The following is a 12786-nucleotide window of genomic DNA, read 5'->3' as shown; positions in this document are numbered from 1 at the left end:
GCAGACGCGCACACGGAGACACTATGAATTACGTCATCGGCGTCGATATCGGCACGCAGAGCACGAAGGCCGTGCTCGTCGACCAGAACGGCGCAATCGTCGCGCAGCATTCGAGCGGCTATCACCCGGACACGCCGAAGCCGTTGTGGGCTGAGCAGTGGCCCACCGTGTGGATGAAGGCGGTCGTCGAATGCATCGCACGCTGCGTCGCCAAAGCGCGCGAAGCAGGTGTCGCGTCGAACGCGATCAAGGCCGTGTGCGTGAGCAGCCTGTACGGCGGTTCGGGCATTCCTGTCGATAGCGACATGAAGCCGCTGTATCCGTGTCTGATCTGGATGGACCGGCGCGCGACCGCGCAGGTCGACTGGGTGCGCGAGAACGTCGATCTCGACCGTCTGTATGCGATCACGGGCAACAGCGTCGACAGCTACTACGGCTACACGAAGATGCTGTGGCTGCGCGACAACGAGCCGAACGTGTGGGCGAATACGCGGTTCTTCCTGCCGCCGAATGCGTACGTGATCTATCTGCTGACGGGCGAAGTGGCCGTCGATCACAGTTCGGCGGGCAATATCGGCGGCGTGTACGACATCGCGAAGCGCGACTGGTCCGACGAAGCGCTCGACATGCTGGGCATTCCAGCAACGATGATGCCGGAGCATCTCGTCGAATCGTCGGATGTGGTGGGCGGTTTGCTGTCGCAATGGACGGAGCAGCTTGGACTCGAAGCAGGCACGGCGATCGTCGCGGGCGGCGTCGATGCGGCGATGGCCACTTATGCCGCCGGCGTCACGCGTGCGGGCCAGCATGTCGCGATGATCGGCACGAGCATGTGCTGGGGCTACATCAACCAGAGCGTCGACGCGCGGCATGGACTTGTCAGCATGCCGCATGTGTTCAACGGGCTGCAGGACATTTACGTGTTCGGCGGTGCGATCACGGCGGGCGCATCGGTGACGTGGTATCGCGAGCAGTTTTGTCACGCGGAGATCGAAGCCGCCAAGGCGATACCAGGTGGCGATGCGCATCGGCTGCTCGAAGAAGACGCGGCGCAGATCCCGGCGGGTGCGGATGGCGTGATGTTCCTGCCGTATCTGATGGGCGAGCGCAGCCCCGTGTGGGACGCGAAGGCGAGCGGCGCGTTCGTCGGCCTGAACCTGTATCACACGCGAGCGCATCTGTATCGGGCGGTGCTGGAGGGCGTTGCGTTTGCGTTGCAACACAACATCGTCGCGGGACGCAAGGGTGCGAAGTCGCTCGACGACAAGTTGATCGTGGTCGGCGGTGCGGCGCATTCGGACCTGTGGATGTCGATCATCGCGGATATCACGGGTTTTCCTGTGTACACGATCGAACAGGATGTCGAAGCGGCGATGGGTGCGGCGCTGCTCGCGGCATACGGCACGAAGCTGATTTCGCAGGAGACTGCGCGTGGCGGCTGGGTGAAGCTGATCGAACGCGTGAAGCCCGATGCGGCACGGCAGGCGATGTACGCGGAGCGCTTCGGCATCTATACGGAACTGTATCCGGCGTTGAAGCCGGTCATGCATCGACTGCAAGCAAAATGAACATGACCTTTGATTTTTCCGGGCGCTCGATACTCGTGACGGGGGCATCGAGCGGCATTGGCCGCACGACGGTCGAACTGTTGTGCGCTAGCGGCGCGCAGGTTGTGGCGGCGGCGCGCAACGTCGGCGAACTGGCGCGGCTCGCTGAGGAGACGGGGTGTGAGCCCCTGGTGCTCGATGTCGGCGACGAGCGCGCGATTGATGAAGCTTTAGGCTCGATCGATGTCGTGTTCGATGGTCTCGTCAATTGTGCGGGCACGACGGTGTTGGAGCGCGCGATCGATACGACGGCGGCGAGCTTCGATAGCGTGATGAATGTTAATGCTCGAGGTGCGGCTCTAGTGGCGCGGCACGTTGCGCGCGGGATGATCGGTGCTGGGCGCGCGGGCAGTATCGTCAATGTGTCTAGCCAGGCGGCGCTTGTGGGCCTTGATGATCATTTGAGTTATTGCGCTTCCAAAGCGGCTATGGATGCTATTACTCGTGTTTTATGCGTTGAACTCGGAGTTCATGGCATTCGGGTGAATAGCGTGAATCCTACTGTTACCTTGACGCCGATGGCGGTGAAGGCTTGGAGCGAGCCCTCCAGGCGTGATCCCGCTTTGCAGGCGATTCCGTTGAAGCGGTTCGCTGAACCGAGGGAAGTTGCTGAGCCGATTTTGTTTTTGCTCAGCGATGCGGCTTCTATGATTAGTGGTGTTGCCTTACCGATCGATGGCGGTTACACCGCGAGGTAGATGTTTTTTTTGTCTGCGACGCAGTCGCCATTCTGGCCTTCTCGGCGCGGGTTTCGCCTTTTTGTTTTCGCTCTGCGCTTTCGATGGCATCCGCGGTTTGCTTCTGGTTTGCTGGCGTTGCCCCTGTGCGGGGCGGCACTTACTTTCTTTGCCGCCGCAAAGAAAGTAAGCAAAGAAAGCGGGCTCACACCGCCAGCCCTTGTTCTTGCCTGCGGGCTCCCAACGGGTCCCGCACTCCACGCGGCAACACATCGTTTTGCGCCCGTTGCCAGCGCATTCAACAGGCGCATCACCCACTCCAGCCACCCGCAGGCAGCCAGCGGCAGCGGATCGTCAGCGCCGCCCAGGTGGCAAACTGTGTGTAGGTTGTCGCGCCATATGCGTTTGCGCTCTTACGACACCGATCCGCTATTCAGTCCGGAGTGGTGCATCTACGTCGAGACGGCCTACACAGAGTTTGCCACCTGGGCGGCGGTGGGCGTCTGGTAACACAGTCCGTGACGCGGGAGTGTGAAGTGGGGGATGCGAATCCAGGAGCGCTGGCAACGAGCGGGAAAAAGTGAGTTGCCGTCTGGAGTGCGGGACCCGATGGGAGCCCGCAGGCAAGCACAAGAGCTAGCGGTGTGAGCGGCTTTCTTTTGCCTACTTTTCTTTGCCGCTGCAAAGAAAAGTAGGTGCCGCCCCGCACAGGGGCAACGCCAGCAAACCAGAAACCCAACGCGGATGCCAGCGAAAGCAAAACCTAAAGCAAAACCAAAAGCAAAAGCAAAAGCAAAAGCAAAAGCAAAAGCAAAAGCAAAAGCAAAAGCAAAAGCAAAAGCAAAAGCAAAAGCAAAAGCAAAAGCAAAAGCAAAAGCAAAAGCAAAAGCAAAAGCAAAAGCAAAAAACCAAACCGGCAAAGCCGCGCCGCAGGCAAAACTACAGCATTGTCCTAACTTGCCAAAGCTCAGGAAACAACACAACGTCCAGCATCTTGCGCAGATAAGGCGCACCACTGGTCCCACCAGTGCCCTGCTTGAACCCAATAATGCGTTCAACAGTAGTCACATGCCGGAACCGCCACTGCCGAAAAGCATCTTCAAGATCGACGAGTTCTTCGGCCATCTCGTACAGCTCCCAATGCTGGGACGGATTGCGATAAACCTCAAGCCAGGCCGCTTCGACAGAAGCGTCGTACACAGTAGGCTGAGTCCAGTCACGCTCAAGCCGTGACGAATCAATAGCAAACCCACGCCGCGACAGCAGGCGAATCACCTCGTCATAAAACGAAGGCGCTTCAAGCGCAGCTTTTACTTCAGCAAGAACATCAGGATGATGCGCATGCGGCTTGAGCATCTGCTCATTCTTGTTTCCAAGCATGAACTCCAGCTGGCGATACTGATAAGACTGAAACCCCGACGAACTGCCGAGAAACGGCCGCATCGACGTATATTCGGAAGGCGTCATCGTCGACAGTACATTCCACGCTTGCACAAGCTGCTCAAGAATCCGCGACACCCGCGCAAGCATCTTGAACGCAGGCGGCAATTCATCGCGATGCACACAAGCCAGCGCCGCGCGCAACTCGTACAACGCGAGCTTCATCCATAGTTCGCTCGTCTGATGCTGAATAATGAACAGCATCTCGTTGTGATCGGGTGACAAAGGATGCTGCGCATGCAGAATCGAACCCAGCGACAGGTAATCGCCATAACTCATCGACTTCGAAAAATCGAGCTGCGCGTCGTGCCAACCTTCGCCTTCATCAACAGCCATGTGCGAAGGATGATCGGCGCGCTGCGTCTGCGTGCCGCCGTGTCCAAACGGACATCCTTGCGCCGGCTTGTCTTCCATCATCTTCATATGATCGGTCATCGCACGCTCCTCAGGTCACGGCGCCGCGTGCGGCGAATTCAGGCGCACGCCATGTTTCGTGCGCAAGCACGTGGCGCAGATGCTCGACGGAATCCCACACATCGACATAACGCGTATACAGCGGCGTAAAGCCGAACCGCAACACATGCGGCTCGCGATAGTCGCCGATCACGCCGCGCGCAATCAACGCCTGCATCACCTCATAACCATGCGGATGCTCGAAGCTCGCGTGCGAGCCGCGTTGCGCATGCACGCGCGGCGTGACGAGTTCGAGCGGAAACTCCTTGCAGCGCGTCTCGACCAGTTCGATGAACAGATCGGTCAGCGCAAGCGACTTCTTGCGGATCGCCTGCATGTCCGTTTGCAGGAACACGTCAAGACCGCACTCGACGAGCGCCATCGATACCATCGGCTGCGTGCCGCACAGAAAGCGGCCGATGCCGTCGTCGGCGGCATACGTCGGATCCATCGCAAACGGCGCGCGATGTCCCCACCAGCCGGACAGCGGCTGGTCGAAGTCGCCCTGATGCCGATGCGGTACCCACGCAAACGCCGGCGAGCCGGGGCCGCCGTTCAGATACTTGTACGTGCAGCCGACAGCGCAATCCGCGCCGACGCCGTTCAGATCGACCGGCACCGCGCCCGCGGAATGCGCGAGATCCCACAGCGCGAGCGCGCCCCTGTCGTGAATCAGCTTCGTCACCGCGGCCATGTCGTGCATGTAGCCCGTGCGGTAGTTGACGTGCGTGATCATCGCGACGGCGACATCGTCGGTGAGCGCGGCGGGCAGTTCCGAAGGATCGTCGATCAGGCGCAGTTCATAGCCGCGATCGAGCTGTTTGATCAGCCCTTGCGCAATGTACAGGTCGCTCGGAAAGTTCGAGCGCTCCGATACGATCACGCGACGCTTGGGGTCGCGCTTGTCCTGCATGCGCAGCGCGGCCGACAGCACTTTGAACAGGTTGACCGAAATCGTGTCGGTGACCACGACCTCGTTGTGCGCCGCGCCGATCAACGTCGCGAGCTTGTTGCCGAGGCGTCGCGGCAGCGAGAACCAGCCGGCCGTGTTCCAGCTGCGGATCAGACCTTCGCCCCACTCGGCGCCGATCACGGTCTGCGCGCGCTGCGCGGCCGCGGCCGGCGGCACGCCAAGCGAATTGCCGTCCAGATAGATGACGTTCGGGGCGAGCGCGAACTGGTCGCGCAACGGCGCGAGCGGATCGGCTGCGTCGAGCGCGAGTGCTTCTTCACGTTGATTCATGATGGTTCGTTCAGTCGAAAGAGCGTTCAGGCGGAATGCCGTGGTTCAGCGTGGATCATGTAAGCGAGCGCAGCACGGCGCGTACCGGGCTGGCGTCGAGCGTCGCGAGCTTGAGCGGCAAAGCGATCAGTTCATAGTCGCCGGGTGCGACGGCATCGAGCACGATGCCTTCGAGTATCGCCATCCGATGCGCGCGGATACGGTGATGCGCATCCATCGTTTTCGATTCCTGCGGATCGAGCGACGGCGTGTCGATGCCGATGAGCTTCACGCCGCGCGCGGCGAGCAGATCGATCGTCTCCGGCGCGACCGCGCAGAAGCCGCTGTCCCAGGACTCCGTGGGCGCTTCGCGATAGGTGCGCAGCAGCACGCGCGGCGGCACGCCGTCCAGCGACCCGGCGACATCGTCCGGCAACACCAGCGGCTTCGCGCCGATGCAATGAATCACGCGGCAGCGGCCCAGATAGGTATCGAGCGGCACCGCGCCGATTGCGGCGCCGTCGGCGTCGTAGTGAAGCGGCGCGTCCGTGTGCGCGCCCGTGTGCGGCGACAGCGTCAGCCGCGCAACATTGACGGGCGAGCCCGCCTCGATCCGCCACACCCGCTCGATGCCGACGGGCGTGTCGCCCGGCCAGACGGGCGTCGCCGTGTCGATGGCGGGCGTGATGTCCCACAGTGTGTCCATGTCTTCCCGGTGTCATCTGGCTGCTATGTAACGATGATAGGCGGCATCAGACGAAATGTGCTTGCTAAAAAAACTGTTTATTTCGTCCCCTTTGGAACATAATTTGAGGCAAACGGGAAAGGGAGACCGAAAATGAACGCGATCTCACTGGACGCCACCGATTGCCGTATCTTGACGGTGCTGCAGCACGAAGGACGCATCAGCAATCTCGATCTGGCGGAGCGCATCTCGCTTTCGCCGTCCGCGTGTCTGCGCCGTCTGCGCCTGCTGGAAGAGCAGGGCGTGATCGAGCGCTATCGCGCGTGCCTGAACCGCGAGGTATTGGGGTTCGAACTGGAAGCGTTCGTGCAGGTGTCGATGCGCAACGACCAGGAAAACTGGCACGAGCGCTTCGCGGAAGCGTTGCGCGACTGGCCTGAAGTGGTCGGCGCGTTCGTCGTGACGGGGGAGACGCACTATCTGCTGCGGGTACTCACCCACAATCTCAAGCACTATTCGGATTTCGTGCTCGGCCGGCTGTACAAGGCGCCGGGCGTGATGGACATCCGCTCGAACATCGTGCTTCAGACGCTCAAGGAAGATTCGGGCGTGCCCGTGTCGCTGGTGACGAGCGCAAAGGTGCAGCAGCCGGGCTAGCGGCTGTGTCTGTCAGGCCGGCTCGCCGCGACGGGCGGCGGCCAGCGCTCAATCGAGCAGCGTGAGGCCGTGAAAGCCGCCGTTCTGGAACACGAGCGGCGCGATCTCCCCCGCCTGCTCATGGACGCCGCAGCGCTCCACTTCGCCGACGAAAATCACGTGATCGCCTTCATCGTAGCGGCTGCGGTTGTGACATTCGAACCACGCCAGCGCGCCGTCGAGCACGGGCATGCCCGTGTCGCCCGCCGCATGCGAGACGCCTTCGAAGCGGTCGCCCTTCACTGTCGCGAACCGCTTGCACAGGTCGAGCTGCGACGAAGCCAGCACATTGACGACATAATGACTGTTCGAGCGGAACACGGGCATCGAGGCCGAGCGCGTCGCGAGACTCCACAGCACGAGCGGCGGGGTCAGCGAGACAGAGTTGAACGAGCTGGCCGTGATGCCGATCAGCGCGCCCGACGGCGCGCGTGTCGTAATGACGGTGACGCCTGTCGCGAACTGGCTGAGCGCGCGGCGAAAAGCGGCGTCGTCGAAGTTGGGCGGGTTGGCGGGCTTCATCGGCTGAGGCATTCCGGCGAACGGACCGCTTGATGAAGCGACCAGATAGAGAAAAACGGTTCGAAGGTCATGTAGAAATTCGGCGAATTGTCCCAATTTTAACTGCAATCGCAGAGGCCCTGGCGCTGGCGGGCGGCGGGACAAGGGCGGCCGCTTGGTATGGATGGTGCGTACGGCCTGCATGAATCCCCGAAAACGCGGAAGATTGCGCCGGTCGGATGCGGTGATGAGTGTCCAGGTGACTGCGGCGAGCAGTGCGTTCGTCCTCGAGGCGGACGTCGCGGCGAGCCATTCCAAGGAGCGAGCATGAGTCAGTCAGTCGAGACCGCCACACTGGGCGGCGGGTGTTTCTGGTGTCTGGAGGCGGTGTTTCTCGGCGTCGATGGCGTGACGTCGGTGGAATCGGGGTATGCGGGCGGGCAGGTCGACAACCCGTCCTACGAGCAGGTGTGCGACGGCAACACGGGTCACGCGGAAGTCGTGAAGGTCGAGTTCGATCCGGCGCGCATCAGCTATCGCGAGGTTCTGGATATTTTCTTCGCGATCCACGATCCGACGCAGCTTAACCGTCAGGGCAACGACGTCGGCACGCAATACCGGTCGGTGATCTTCACGCACTCCGACGCGCAGCGCGAAACGGCGCTGCAGGCGATCCGCGAAATCGGCGCCGAAGGCATCTACGACGGCCAGATCGTCACGCAGGTGCTGCCGCTCGACGGCAACTACTGGGCCGCCGAGGCGTATCACCAGAACTACTTCGCGCAGCATCCGGATCAGGGCTATTGCGCGTTCGTCGTCGCGCCGAAGGTGGCGAAGTTCCGGCAGAAGTTTGCGCATCGGATCAAGGCTGGCGTGTGAGCACGGCTTGATCCGGGTGTGCTGACGCGAGCGGCGCAAGTCTCTCGCGCCGTTGTTCGACTACGCGGCTTCGGCCGCGTTTTCTTTTCGCGCGCCGCGAAGCCGCTCGCAGGCGGCCGCGATTTGCGCCGCGAGCTTCACGCACGTGAGCGGAGCCGAGCCTTCGGCCTTGTTGTTCGCCGCGATCAGCACCGGCTGGCCGGCGATCGCATAACGCGCGGCGAGTTCGGCGAGCGCAGTGCGGGTGTCGGGGTCTTCGTCGACGAGCTTGTCGAACGGTTCGTACTTCGCCTTCGCCTGCTCGTACTTGAAGCCGCCGTGCAGGCTCCAGCGCACGATGAGCGGACCGGACGGCGCGTCGTCGAGCATCGCGAGCGCGGCGGCCTGGCGCGACGGGTCAGGCATCCGCGCATGAATGCCGACGCAATAGCGCACCCCGGTGGCCTTCAGCGCGCGGATCAGACGCGGCGTCAGCAGGCACGCATCGCGGATTTCCACGGCATAGCAGGTGTCGCTTTCCAGCTTGGGCAATGCCGCGAGGAACGACGTCAGCCGTTCGACGAACAGCGCCGGTTGCGCGAGCATCGCGTTCGGCAACGGCGAGAACTGGAACACGAGCGCACCCGCCTTCGCACCGAGTCCGTCGATGCACGGCCGCACGAACTCGTCGATGGCCAGCTGCGCGTTCAGAAAGCATGGATTCTCGGACACGGGCTCGCCGCGTTCGGCGCGCACGGTCGCGTCGGTGACGAGCGCGGGCGCCTTCACGATGAAGCGGAAATGGTCCGGTACCTGTTGTGCGTAACGCAGATAGTCGGTGAGTGTGAGCGCCTGGTAGAACGAGCGGTCGATGCTCACCGTTCGCAGCAGCGGATGCGTGCTGTAAGCAGTGAGGCCATCGCGCGAGAGTTTGCTGTTGCTGTAGTCGTCGCCGTAGACGATGCCCTTCCAGCCAGGAAACGACCACGTCGAGGTGCCCAGATGCACTTGCGGCGGCAACTGGCCGGCGAGTTGAAGCAGATCGTCGGAAGGGGGCGCGGCCAGGACGTCGCGGGCGCGGCGCTTTTTAGGCGGTGCGTCGTTGGAGGCGGAAGCCGATGGGGACGATGACGCATTCGAGGCCGTCGTCTCGGGAGCCAAGGGAGTCGAAGAAGCCGTTGCCTGCTCGACGGGGTTGCCGAACATGTCGAGTTGCGCGGTGCCGTCCGGCGTGTCCTGTTGCATTGATGCCTGGCGTGAGTGAGTTTGCCGCGTCGCACGCCGTACTAAACAGCGCGCGGCGCGGCCAAAACGGAATCACGCGATTTTACAGCGCCTTCTCGTACATGAAGCGGCGCGACCAGGGCAGTGTCTGTGCGCTGCGGCCTGCCCTGCGGCACACCACCTGATAGATCGACACGTCGTCGTTTTCGAACGCATACGCGCAGCCCGCGAGGTACACGCGCCAGATGCGGAACTTCTCGTCTTCGACGAGCGTCCTGGCTACGGCCGCGTTGGCCTCGAAATTCTCGGCCCAGATATCGAGCGTGCGTGCGTAATGACGGCGCAGGCTTTCGATGTCGAAAGCTTCGAGCCCACCGCGTTGCATCGATTCGAGCGCGAGGCTGATGTGCGGCAGTTCGCCGTCGGGGAACACGTACCGATCGATGAATTCGCCGCCGCCTAGCGCCGTTTCGCCGCTGTCGTAATCCGTCGACGTGATGCCGTGATTCATCGCGATGCCGTCATCGGCGAGCAGGTCGTGGACCTTCTGGAAGTAAGCGGGCATATTCTTGCGGCCGACGTGCTCGAACATGCCGACGCTCGTGATGCGGTCGAACTGGCCTTCGACATCGCGATAGTCCTGCAGACGGATTTCGATCTGGCCTTCGAGACCGGCATCTTTCACGCGCTGCGTCGCGAGATTGAACTGGTTTTGCGACAGCGTCACGCCCACGCATTTCGCGCCGAACTTCTGCGCCGCGCGCAGCACGAGCGCGCCCCAGCCGCAACCGATGTCGAGCAGACGCTGGCCCGGTTGCACCTGGATTTTGGTCAGAATGTGATCGATCTTCTTGATCTGCGCGGTGGCGAGATCTTCGTCGCCGTTCTCGAAGTACGCGCACGAGTACACCATGTTCTCGTCGAGCCACAGCTTGTAGAACTCGTTCGAGACGTCGTAGTGATACTGGATCGCCTTCTTGTCCGAGGTCTTCGTGTGATTGAAATAGCGCCGCACGCGCGCCAGCTTGCTTGCGTTGGTCACCGTGCTGCGTGCCAGCGAGTAGCTGATATTGATGATGTCCGACAGCTTGCCTTCGATGTCGATCTTGCCCTTCACATACGCCTCGCCGAGATTGTCGAGGCTCGGTTCGAGCAGGAGAGGCAGCGCGGACGCGCTGTTCACTTTCAGCGTGACCTGCGGCGCGGCGAACGTGCCGAAGTCATGTTGCTGGCCATCCCACAGCACGAGGCGCGCCGGAATATTGGCCTTTGCTTTTACTTCTTCTACCCACTGCGCCAGCTTCTTCTCCCAGAACATGTGATTTCTCCGTGTCCAATGAATCAAAGCAAAGCCTGTCGAATCGCAGTGCGCCGCGCGCGGGCCAGCACAGGCCGCGCGTTCGGGCTTCGGGCAGCACGCACGCGATCCTGCCGTCGGCGCGACGCGTCATGCTGTGCGGAGCACGACGGGCCGCGCGCCGGCGTATCGATGTGTCAGGGCGACAGACGGGCAATCGTCCAGTCGGCACTACCGCTGCGCGTGTACAGCAGCCGGTCGTGCAAACGTGATGGCCGTCCTTGCCAGAATTCGATTGCGTCGGGAATCAGCCGATAGCCGCCCCAGTGGGGAGGGCGAGGCGGGTTCTCTCCGTATTGTGCGCTGAATTCACGTTCTCGCGCTTCCAGCGCTGCACGGCTTTCAATCACCTTGCTCTGCTCCGACGCCCATGCGCCGATACGCGAGCCGATGGGACGCGACGCGAAGTACGCGTCGCTTTCTTCGGCGCTCGTCTTGACGACGGTGCCCTCGATGCGCACCTGACGTTCGAGTTCGATCCAGTAGAAGAGGAGGCTTGCGTGCGGGTTCTGAGCGAGCTCCTGGCCCTTGCGGCTTTCGTAGTTCGTGAAGAAGACGAAGCCCCGTTCGTCGACACCCTTGATCAGCACGATGCGGGCCGAAGGCCGGCCGCGCGCGTCGACCGTCGCCAGTGTCATCGTGTTCGGTTCGGGGAGTTGCGCGTCGATGGCCTGCTTGAACCATCTGTCGAACTGGCCGAACGGATTCGGATCGACGTCGGCGATGTCCAGCGAACCGAGCGAATAATTTTTGCGGAGGTCGGCAAGAGTGCTCATATTGTTATGCAAGCGCTACAGTGGGGCCAGTATAGCGAAGGACGGATTTTTCTGCGTTGAGGCGGGCCATGTTCTGTGCACGTTGCACGGCGGCCTGGCCGCGACCCACGGGCGGGCGCCCGCGTGATAAGGCAAAATACGGGCTTGAATGCACGCGAAGCCCCGCGCGATGCCGCGCAGGAACGCAGGGCGCGACGCCGTATCGATGCGTACCGTCCGCGTGCCCCATGCCTGAATCAGCCAAGCTACCTATCATGTCCACGCCTCTTGTCACCGGGCAATCCGATCTTACTACTGACTACAACGAGCATGCAGCCGCCGATCGCGCGCGCCGCTTCGGGGGCGTCGCGCGTCTGTACGGCGCAGATGCGCTTGCTGCGTTCGAGCGCGCGCACGTCGCCGTCATCGGCATCGGCGGGGTTGGTTCCTGGGCTGCGGAAGCGCTCGCGCGCACCGCGATCGGCAAGATCACGCTGATCGATCTCGACAATGTTGCCGAGAGCAATACGAACCGGCAGATTCACGCGCTCGATGGCAACTACGGCAAACCCAAGGTCGATGCGATGGCCGAGCGCATCAAGCTGATCGATCCGCAGTGCGACGTTCGGGTGATCGAAGACTTCATCGAGCCCGACAACTTCGACAAGGTGCTGGGCGCCGGCTTTGACTTCGTGGTCGATGCGATCGACAGCGTGCGCACGAAGACGGCGCTGATCGCGTGGTGCGTCGAGCACAAGCAGCCGCTGATCACGGTGGGCGGCGCGGGCGGCCAGCTCGATCCGACGCGTATCCGTATCGACGATCTCGCGCAGACCATTCAGGATCCGCTGCTGTCGAAAGTACGCGGACAGTTGCGCAAGCTTCATGGCTTTCCGCGCGGGCCGAAAGCGAAATTCAAGGTGAGCGCGGTGTATTCGGACGAGCCGCTGATCTACCCCGAAGCGGCCGTGTGCGATATCGACGAGGAAGCCGAGCACGTCACGACCTCGCCGGGTCATCACGGGCCCGTGGGTCTGAACTGCGCGGGCTTCGGGTCGAGCGTGTGCGTGACAGCGAGCTTTGGTTTTGCCGCCGTGTCGCATGTGCTGCGCGCGCTGGCGAAGCAGGCGGCCTGAAGCGCGAATCACGCTTCGTCCTGACGAAAAAAACGCGGCTCGTGGCCGTAATGCCGTTCAGTTAAGGTCTCTTTTGAGGACTCGAACGGTATAACGAAACGGTCTGGACTTGACGGCCCGAGCGCAAGAGCGCCCGGGCCGTTTTTCGTTGATAAGTTGCTTGAGCCGCTCACGC

At 62.1% G+C, this 12786-nt stretch carries 13 protein-coding genes; 5 read left to right on the top strand and 8 right to left on the bottom strand.

Annotated features, from left to right (window positions below):
• The first annotated feature begins 23 nt into the window (after positions 1–23).
• Entirely contained in the window at positions 24–1568 is a 1545-nt protein-coding gene (locus tag G3N95_RS13920) for an FGGY-family carbohydrate kinase (RefSeq protein WP_205970605.1), read from the top strand.
• Entirely contained in the window at positions 1565–2305 is a 741-nt protein-coding gene (locus tag G3N95_RS13915) for an SDR family oxidoreductase (RefSeq protein ID WP_205970603.1), read from the top strand. The genes G3N95_RS13920 and G3N95_RS13915 overlap by 4 nt, the downstream gene beginning before the upstream one ends.
• A 446-nt stretch (positions 2306–2751) precedes the next feature.
• Here G3N95_RS13915 and G3N95_RS13910 read toward each other — a convergent pair whose 3' ends face one another.
• From G3N95_RS13910 to kynB, 4 genes are read right to left on the bottom strand one after another with little or no spacing between them, the layout of a single operon-like run.
• A complete protein-coding gene (locus tag G3N95_RS13910) occupies positions 2752–3204 on the bottom strand; it encodes a hypothetical protein (protein WP_205970602.1) in 453 nt (150 codons plus the stop codon).
• Positions 3205–3223: 19 nt separating this feature from the next.
• Positions 3224–4159, bottom strand: coding sequence for a tryptophan 2,3-dioxygenase (gene kynA / locus G3N95_RS13905; RefSeq protein ID WP_205970601.1), 936 nt, complete (start codon positions 4157–4159; stop codon positions 3224–3226).
• A gap of 10 nt (positions 4160–4169) precedes the next feature.
• Entirely contained in the window at positions 4170–5420 is a 1251-nt protein-coding gene (gene kynU / locus G3N95_RS13900) for a kynureninase (RefSeq protein ID WP_205970600.1), read from the bottom strand.
• A 55-nt stretch (positions 5421–5475) separates the two neighbouring features.
• Positions 5476–6105 (bottom strand): arylformamidase, encoded by a 630-nt coding sequence (kynB, locus tag G3N95_RS13895; RefSeq protein ID WP_205970599.1) that lies wholly within the window; start codon positions 6103–6105, stop codon positions 5476–5478.
• 132 nt (positions 6106–6237) lie between these two features.
• Here kynB and G3N95_RS13890 point away from each other — a divergent pair, with 132 nt between their 5' ends.
• On the top strand, positions 6238–6741 hold the full coding sequence (locus G3N95_RS13890) for an Lrp/AsnC family transcriptional regulator (RefSeq protein WP_205970598.1): 504 nt from the start codon (positions 6238–6240) through the stop codon (positions 6739–6741).
• Positions 6742–6789: 48 nt separating this feature from the next.
• Here G3N95_RS13890 and G3N95_RS13885 read toward each other — a convergent pair whose 3' ends face one another.
• Positions 6790–7302: a flavin reductase family protein gene (locus G3N95_RS13885; protein WP_205970597.1), complete on the bottom strand. Its 513-nt coding sequence runs from the start codon at positions 7300–7302 to the stop codon at positions 6790–6792.
• Between the two features lie 306 nt (positions 7303–7608).
• Between G3N95_RS13885 and msrA the strand changes: the two genes are divergently transcribed.
• Positions 7609–8160, top strand: a complete 552-nt coding sequence (gene msrA, locus G3N95_RS13880; protein WP_205970596.1) for a peptide-methionine (S)-S-oxide reductase MsrA — start codon at positions 7609–7611, stop codon at positions 8158–8160.
• A 60-nt stretch (positions 8161–8220) separates the two neighbouring features.
• On the opposite strand, the gene G3N95_RS13875 is transcribed toward msrA, so the two are convergent.
• The 3 genes from G3N95_RS13875 to pdxH all read right to left on the bottom strand — a co-directional run bounded on the left by G3N95_RS13875 (position 8221) and on the right by pdxH (position 11496).
• A complete protein-coding gene (locus G3N95_RS13875) occupies positions 8221–9384 on the bottom strand; it encodes a DUF72 domain-containing protein (RefSeq protein ID WP_205970595.1) in 1164 nt (387 codons plus the stop codon).
• An 82-nt stretch (positions 9385–9466) separates the two neighbouring features.
• On the bottom strand, positions 9467–10681 hold the full coding sequence (locus tag G3N95_RS13870) for a cyclopropane-fatty-acyl-phospholipid synthase family protein (protein WP_205970593.1): 1215 nt from the start codon (positions 10679–10681) through the stop codon (positions 9467–9469).
• Positions 10682–10857: 176 nt separating this feature from the next.
• On the bottom strand, positions 10858–11496 hold the full coding sequence (gene pdxH, locus G3N95_RS13865) for a pyridoxamine 5'-phosphate oxidase (protein WP_205970592.1): 639 nt from the start codon (positions 11494–11496) through the stop codon (positions 10858–10860).
• Between the two features lie 254 nt (positions 11497–11750).
• Here pdxH and tcdA point away from each other — a divergent pair, with 254 nt between their 5' ends.
• The gene (gene tcdA / locus G3N95_RS13860) at positions 11751–12611 is read left to right on the top strand and encodes a tRNA cyclic N6-threonylcarbamoyladenosine(37) synthase TcdA (RefSeq protein ID WP_205970591.1); all 861 of its coding nucleotides are present in this window, start codon (positions 11751–11753) and stop codon (positions 12609–12611) included.
• Positions 12612–12786: the final 175 nt, after the last annotated feature.

This window comes from Paraburkholderia sp. Tr-20389 (assembly GCF_017104565.1).
Lineage (GTDB): Bacteria > Pseudomonadota > Gammaproteobacteria > Burkholderiales > Burkholderiaceae > Paraburkholderia.
Note: the sequence above shows the minus strand (reverse complement) of the source record. Positions and strands in the feature narration are given on the sequence as shown.

Excerpts from the sequence above, each read along its gene's own strand:
- G3N95_RS13915 (WP_205970603.1), top strand. The coding sequence starts at position 1,565 with ATGAACATGACCTTTGATTTTTCCGGGCGCTCGATACTCGTGACGGGG.
- tcdA (WP_205970591.1), top strand. The coding sequence starts at position 11,751 with ATGTCCACGCCTCTTGTCACCGGGCAATCCGATCTTACTACTGACTAC.
- G3N95_RS13875 (WP_205970595.1), bottom strand. The coding sequence starts at position 9,384 with ATGCAACAGGACACGCCGGACGGCACCGCGCAACTCGACATGTTCGGC.
- msrA (WP_205970596.1), top strand. The coding sequence starts at position 7,609 with ATGAGTCAGTCAGTCGAGACCGCCACACTGGGCGGCGGGTGTTTCTGG.
- G3N95_RS13890 (WP_205970598.1), top strand. The coding sequence starts at position 6,238 with ATGAACGCGATCTCACTGGACGCCACCGATTGCCGTATCTTGACGGTG.
- G3N95_RS13870 (WP_205970593.1), bottom strand. The coding sequence starts at position 10,681 with ATGTTCTGGGAGAAGAAGCTGGCGCAGTGGGTAGAAGAAGTAAAAGCA.
- G3N95_RS13885 (WP_205970597.1), bottom strand. The coding sequence starts at position 7,302 with ATGAAGCCCGCCAACCCGCCCAACTTCGACGACGCCGCTTTTCGCCGC.
- G3N95_RS13920 (WP_205970605.1), top strand. The coding sequence starts at position 24 with ATGAATTACGTCATCGGCGTCGATATCGGCACGCAGAGCACGAAGGCC.
- pdxH (WP_205970592.1), bottom strand. The coding sequence starts at position 11,496 with ATGAGCACTCTTGCCGACCTCCGCAAAAATTATTCGCTCGGTTCGCTG.
- kynA (WP_205970601.1), bottom strand. The coding sequence starts at position 4,159 with ATGACCGATCATATGAAGATGATGGAAGACAAGCCGGCGCAAGGATGT.
- kynB (WP_205970599.1), bottom strand. The coding sequence starts at position 6,105 with ATGGACACACTGTGGGACATCACGCCCGCCATCGACACGGCGACGCCC.
- kynU (WP_205970600.1), bottom strand. The coding sequence starts at position 5,420 with ATGAATCAACGTGAAGAAGCACTCGCGCTCGACGCAGCCGATCCGCTC.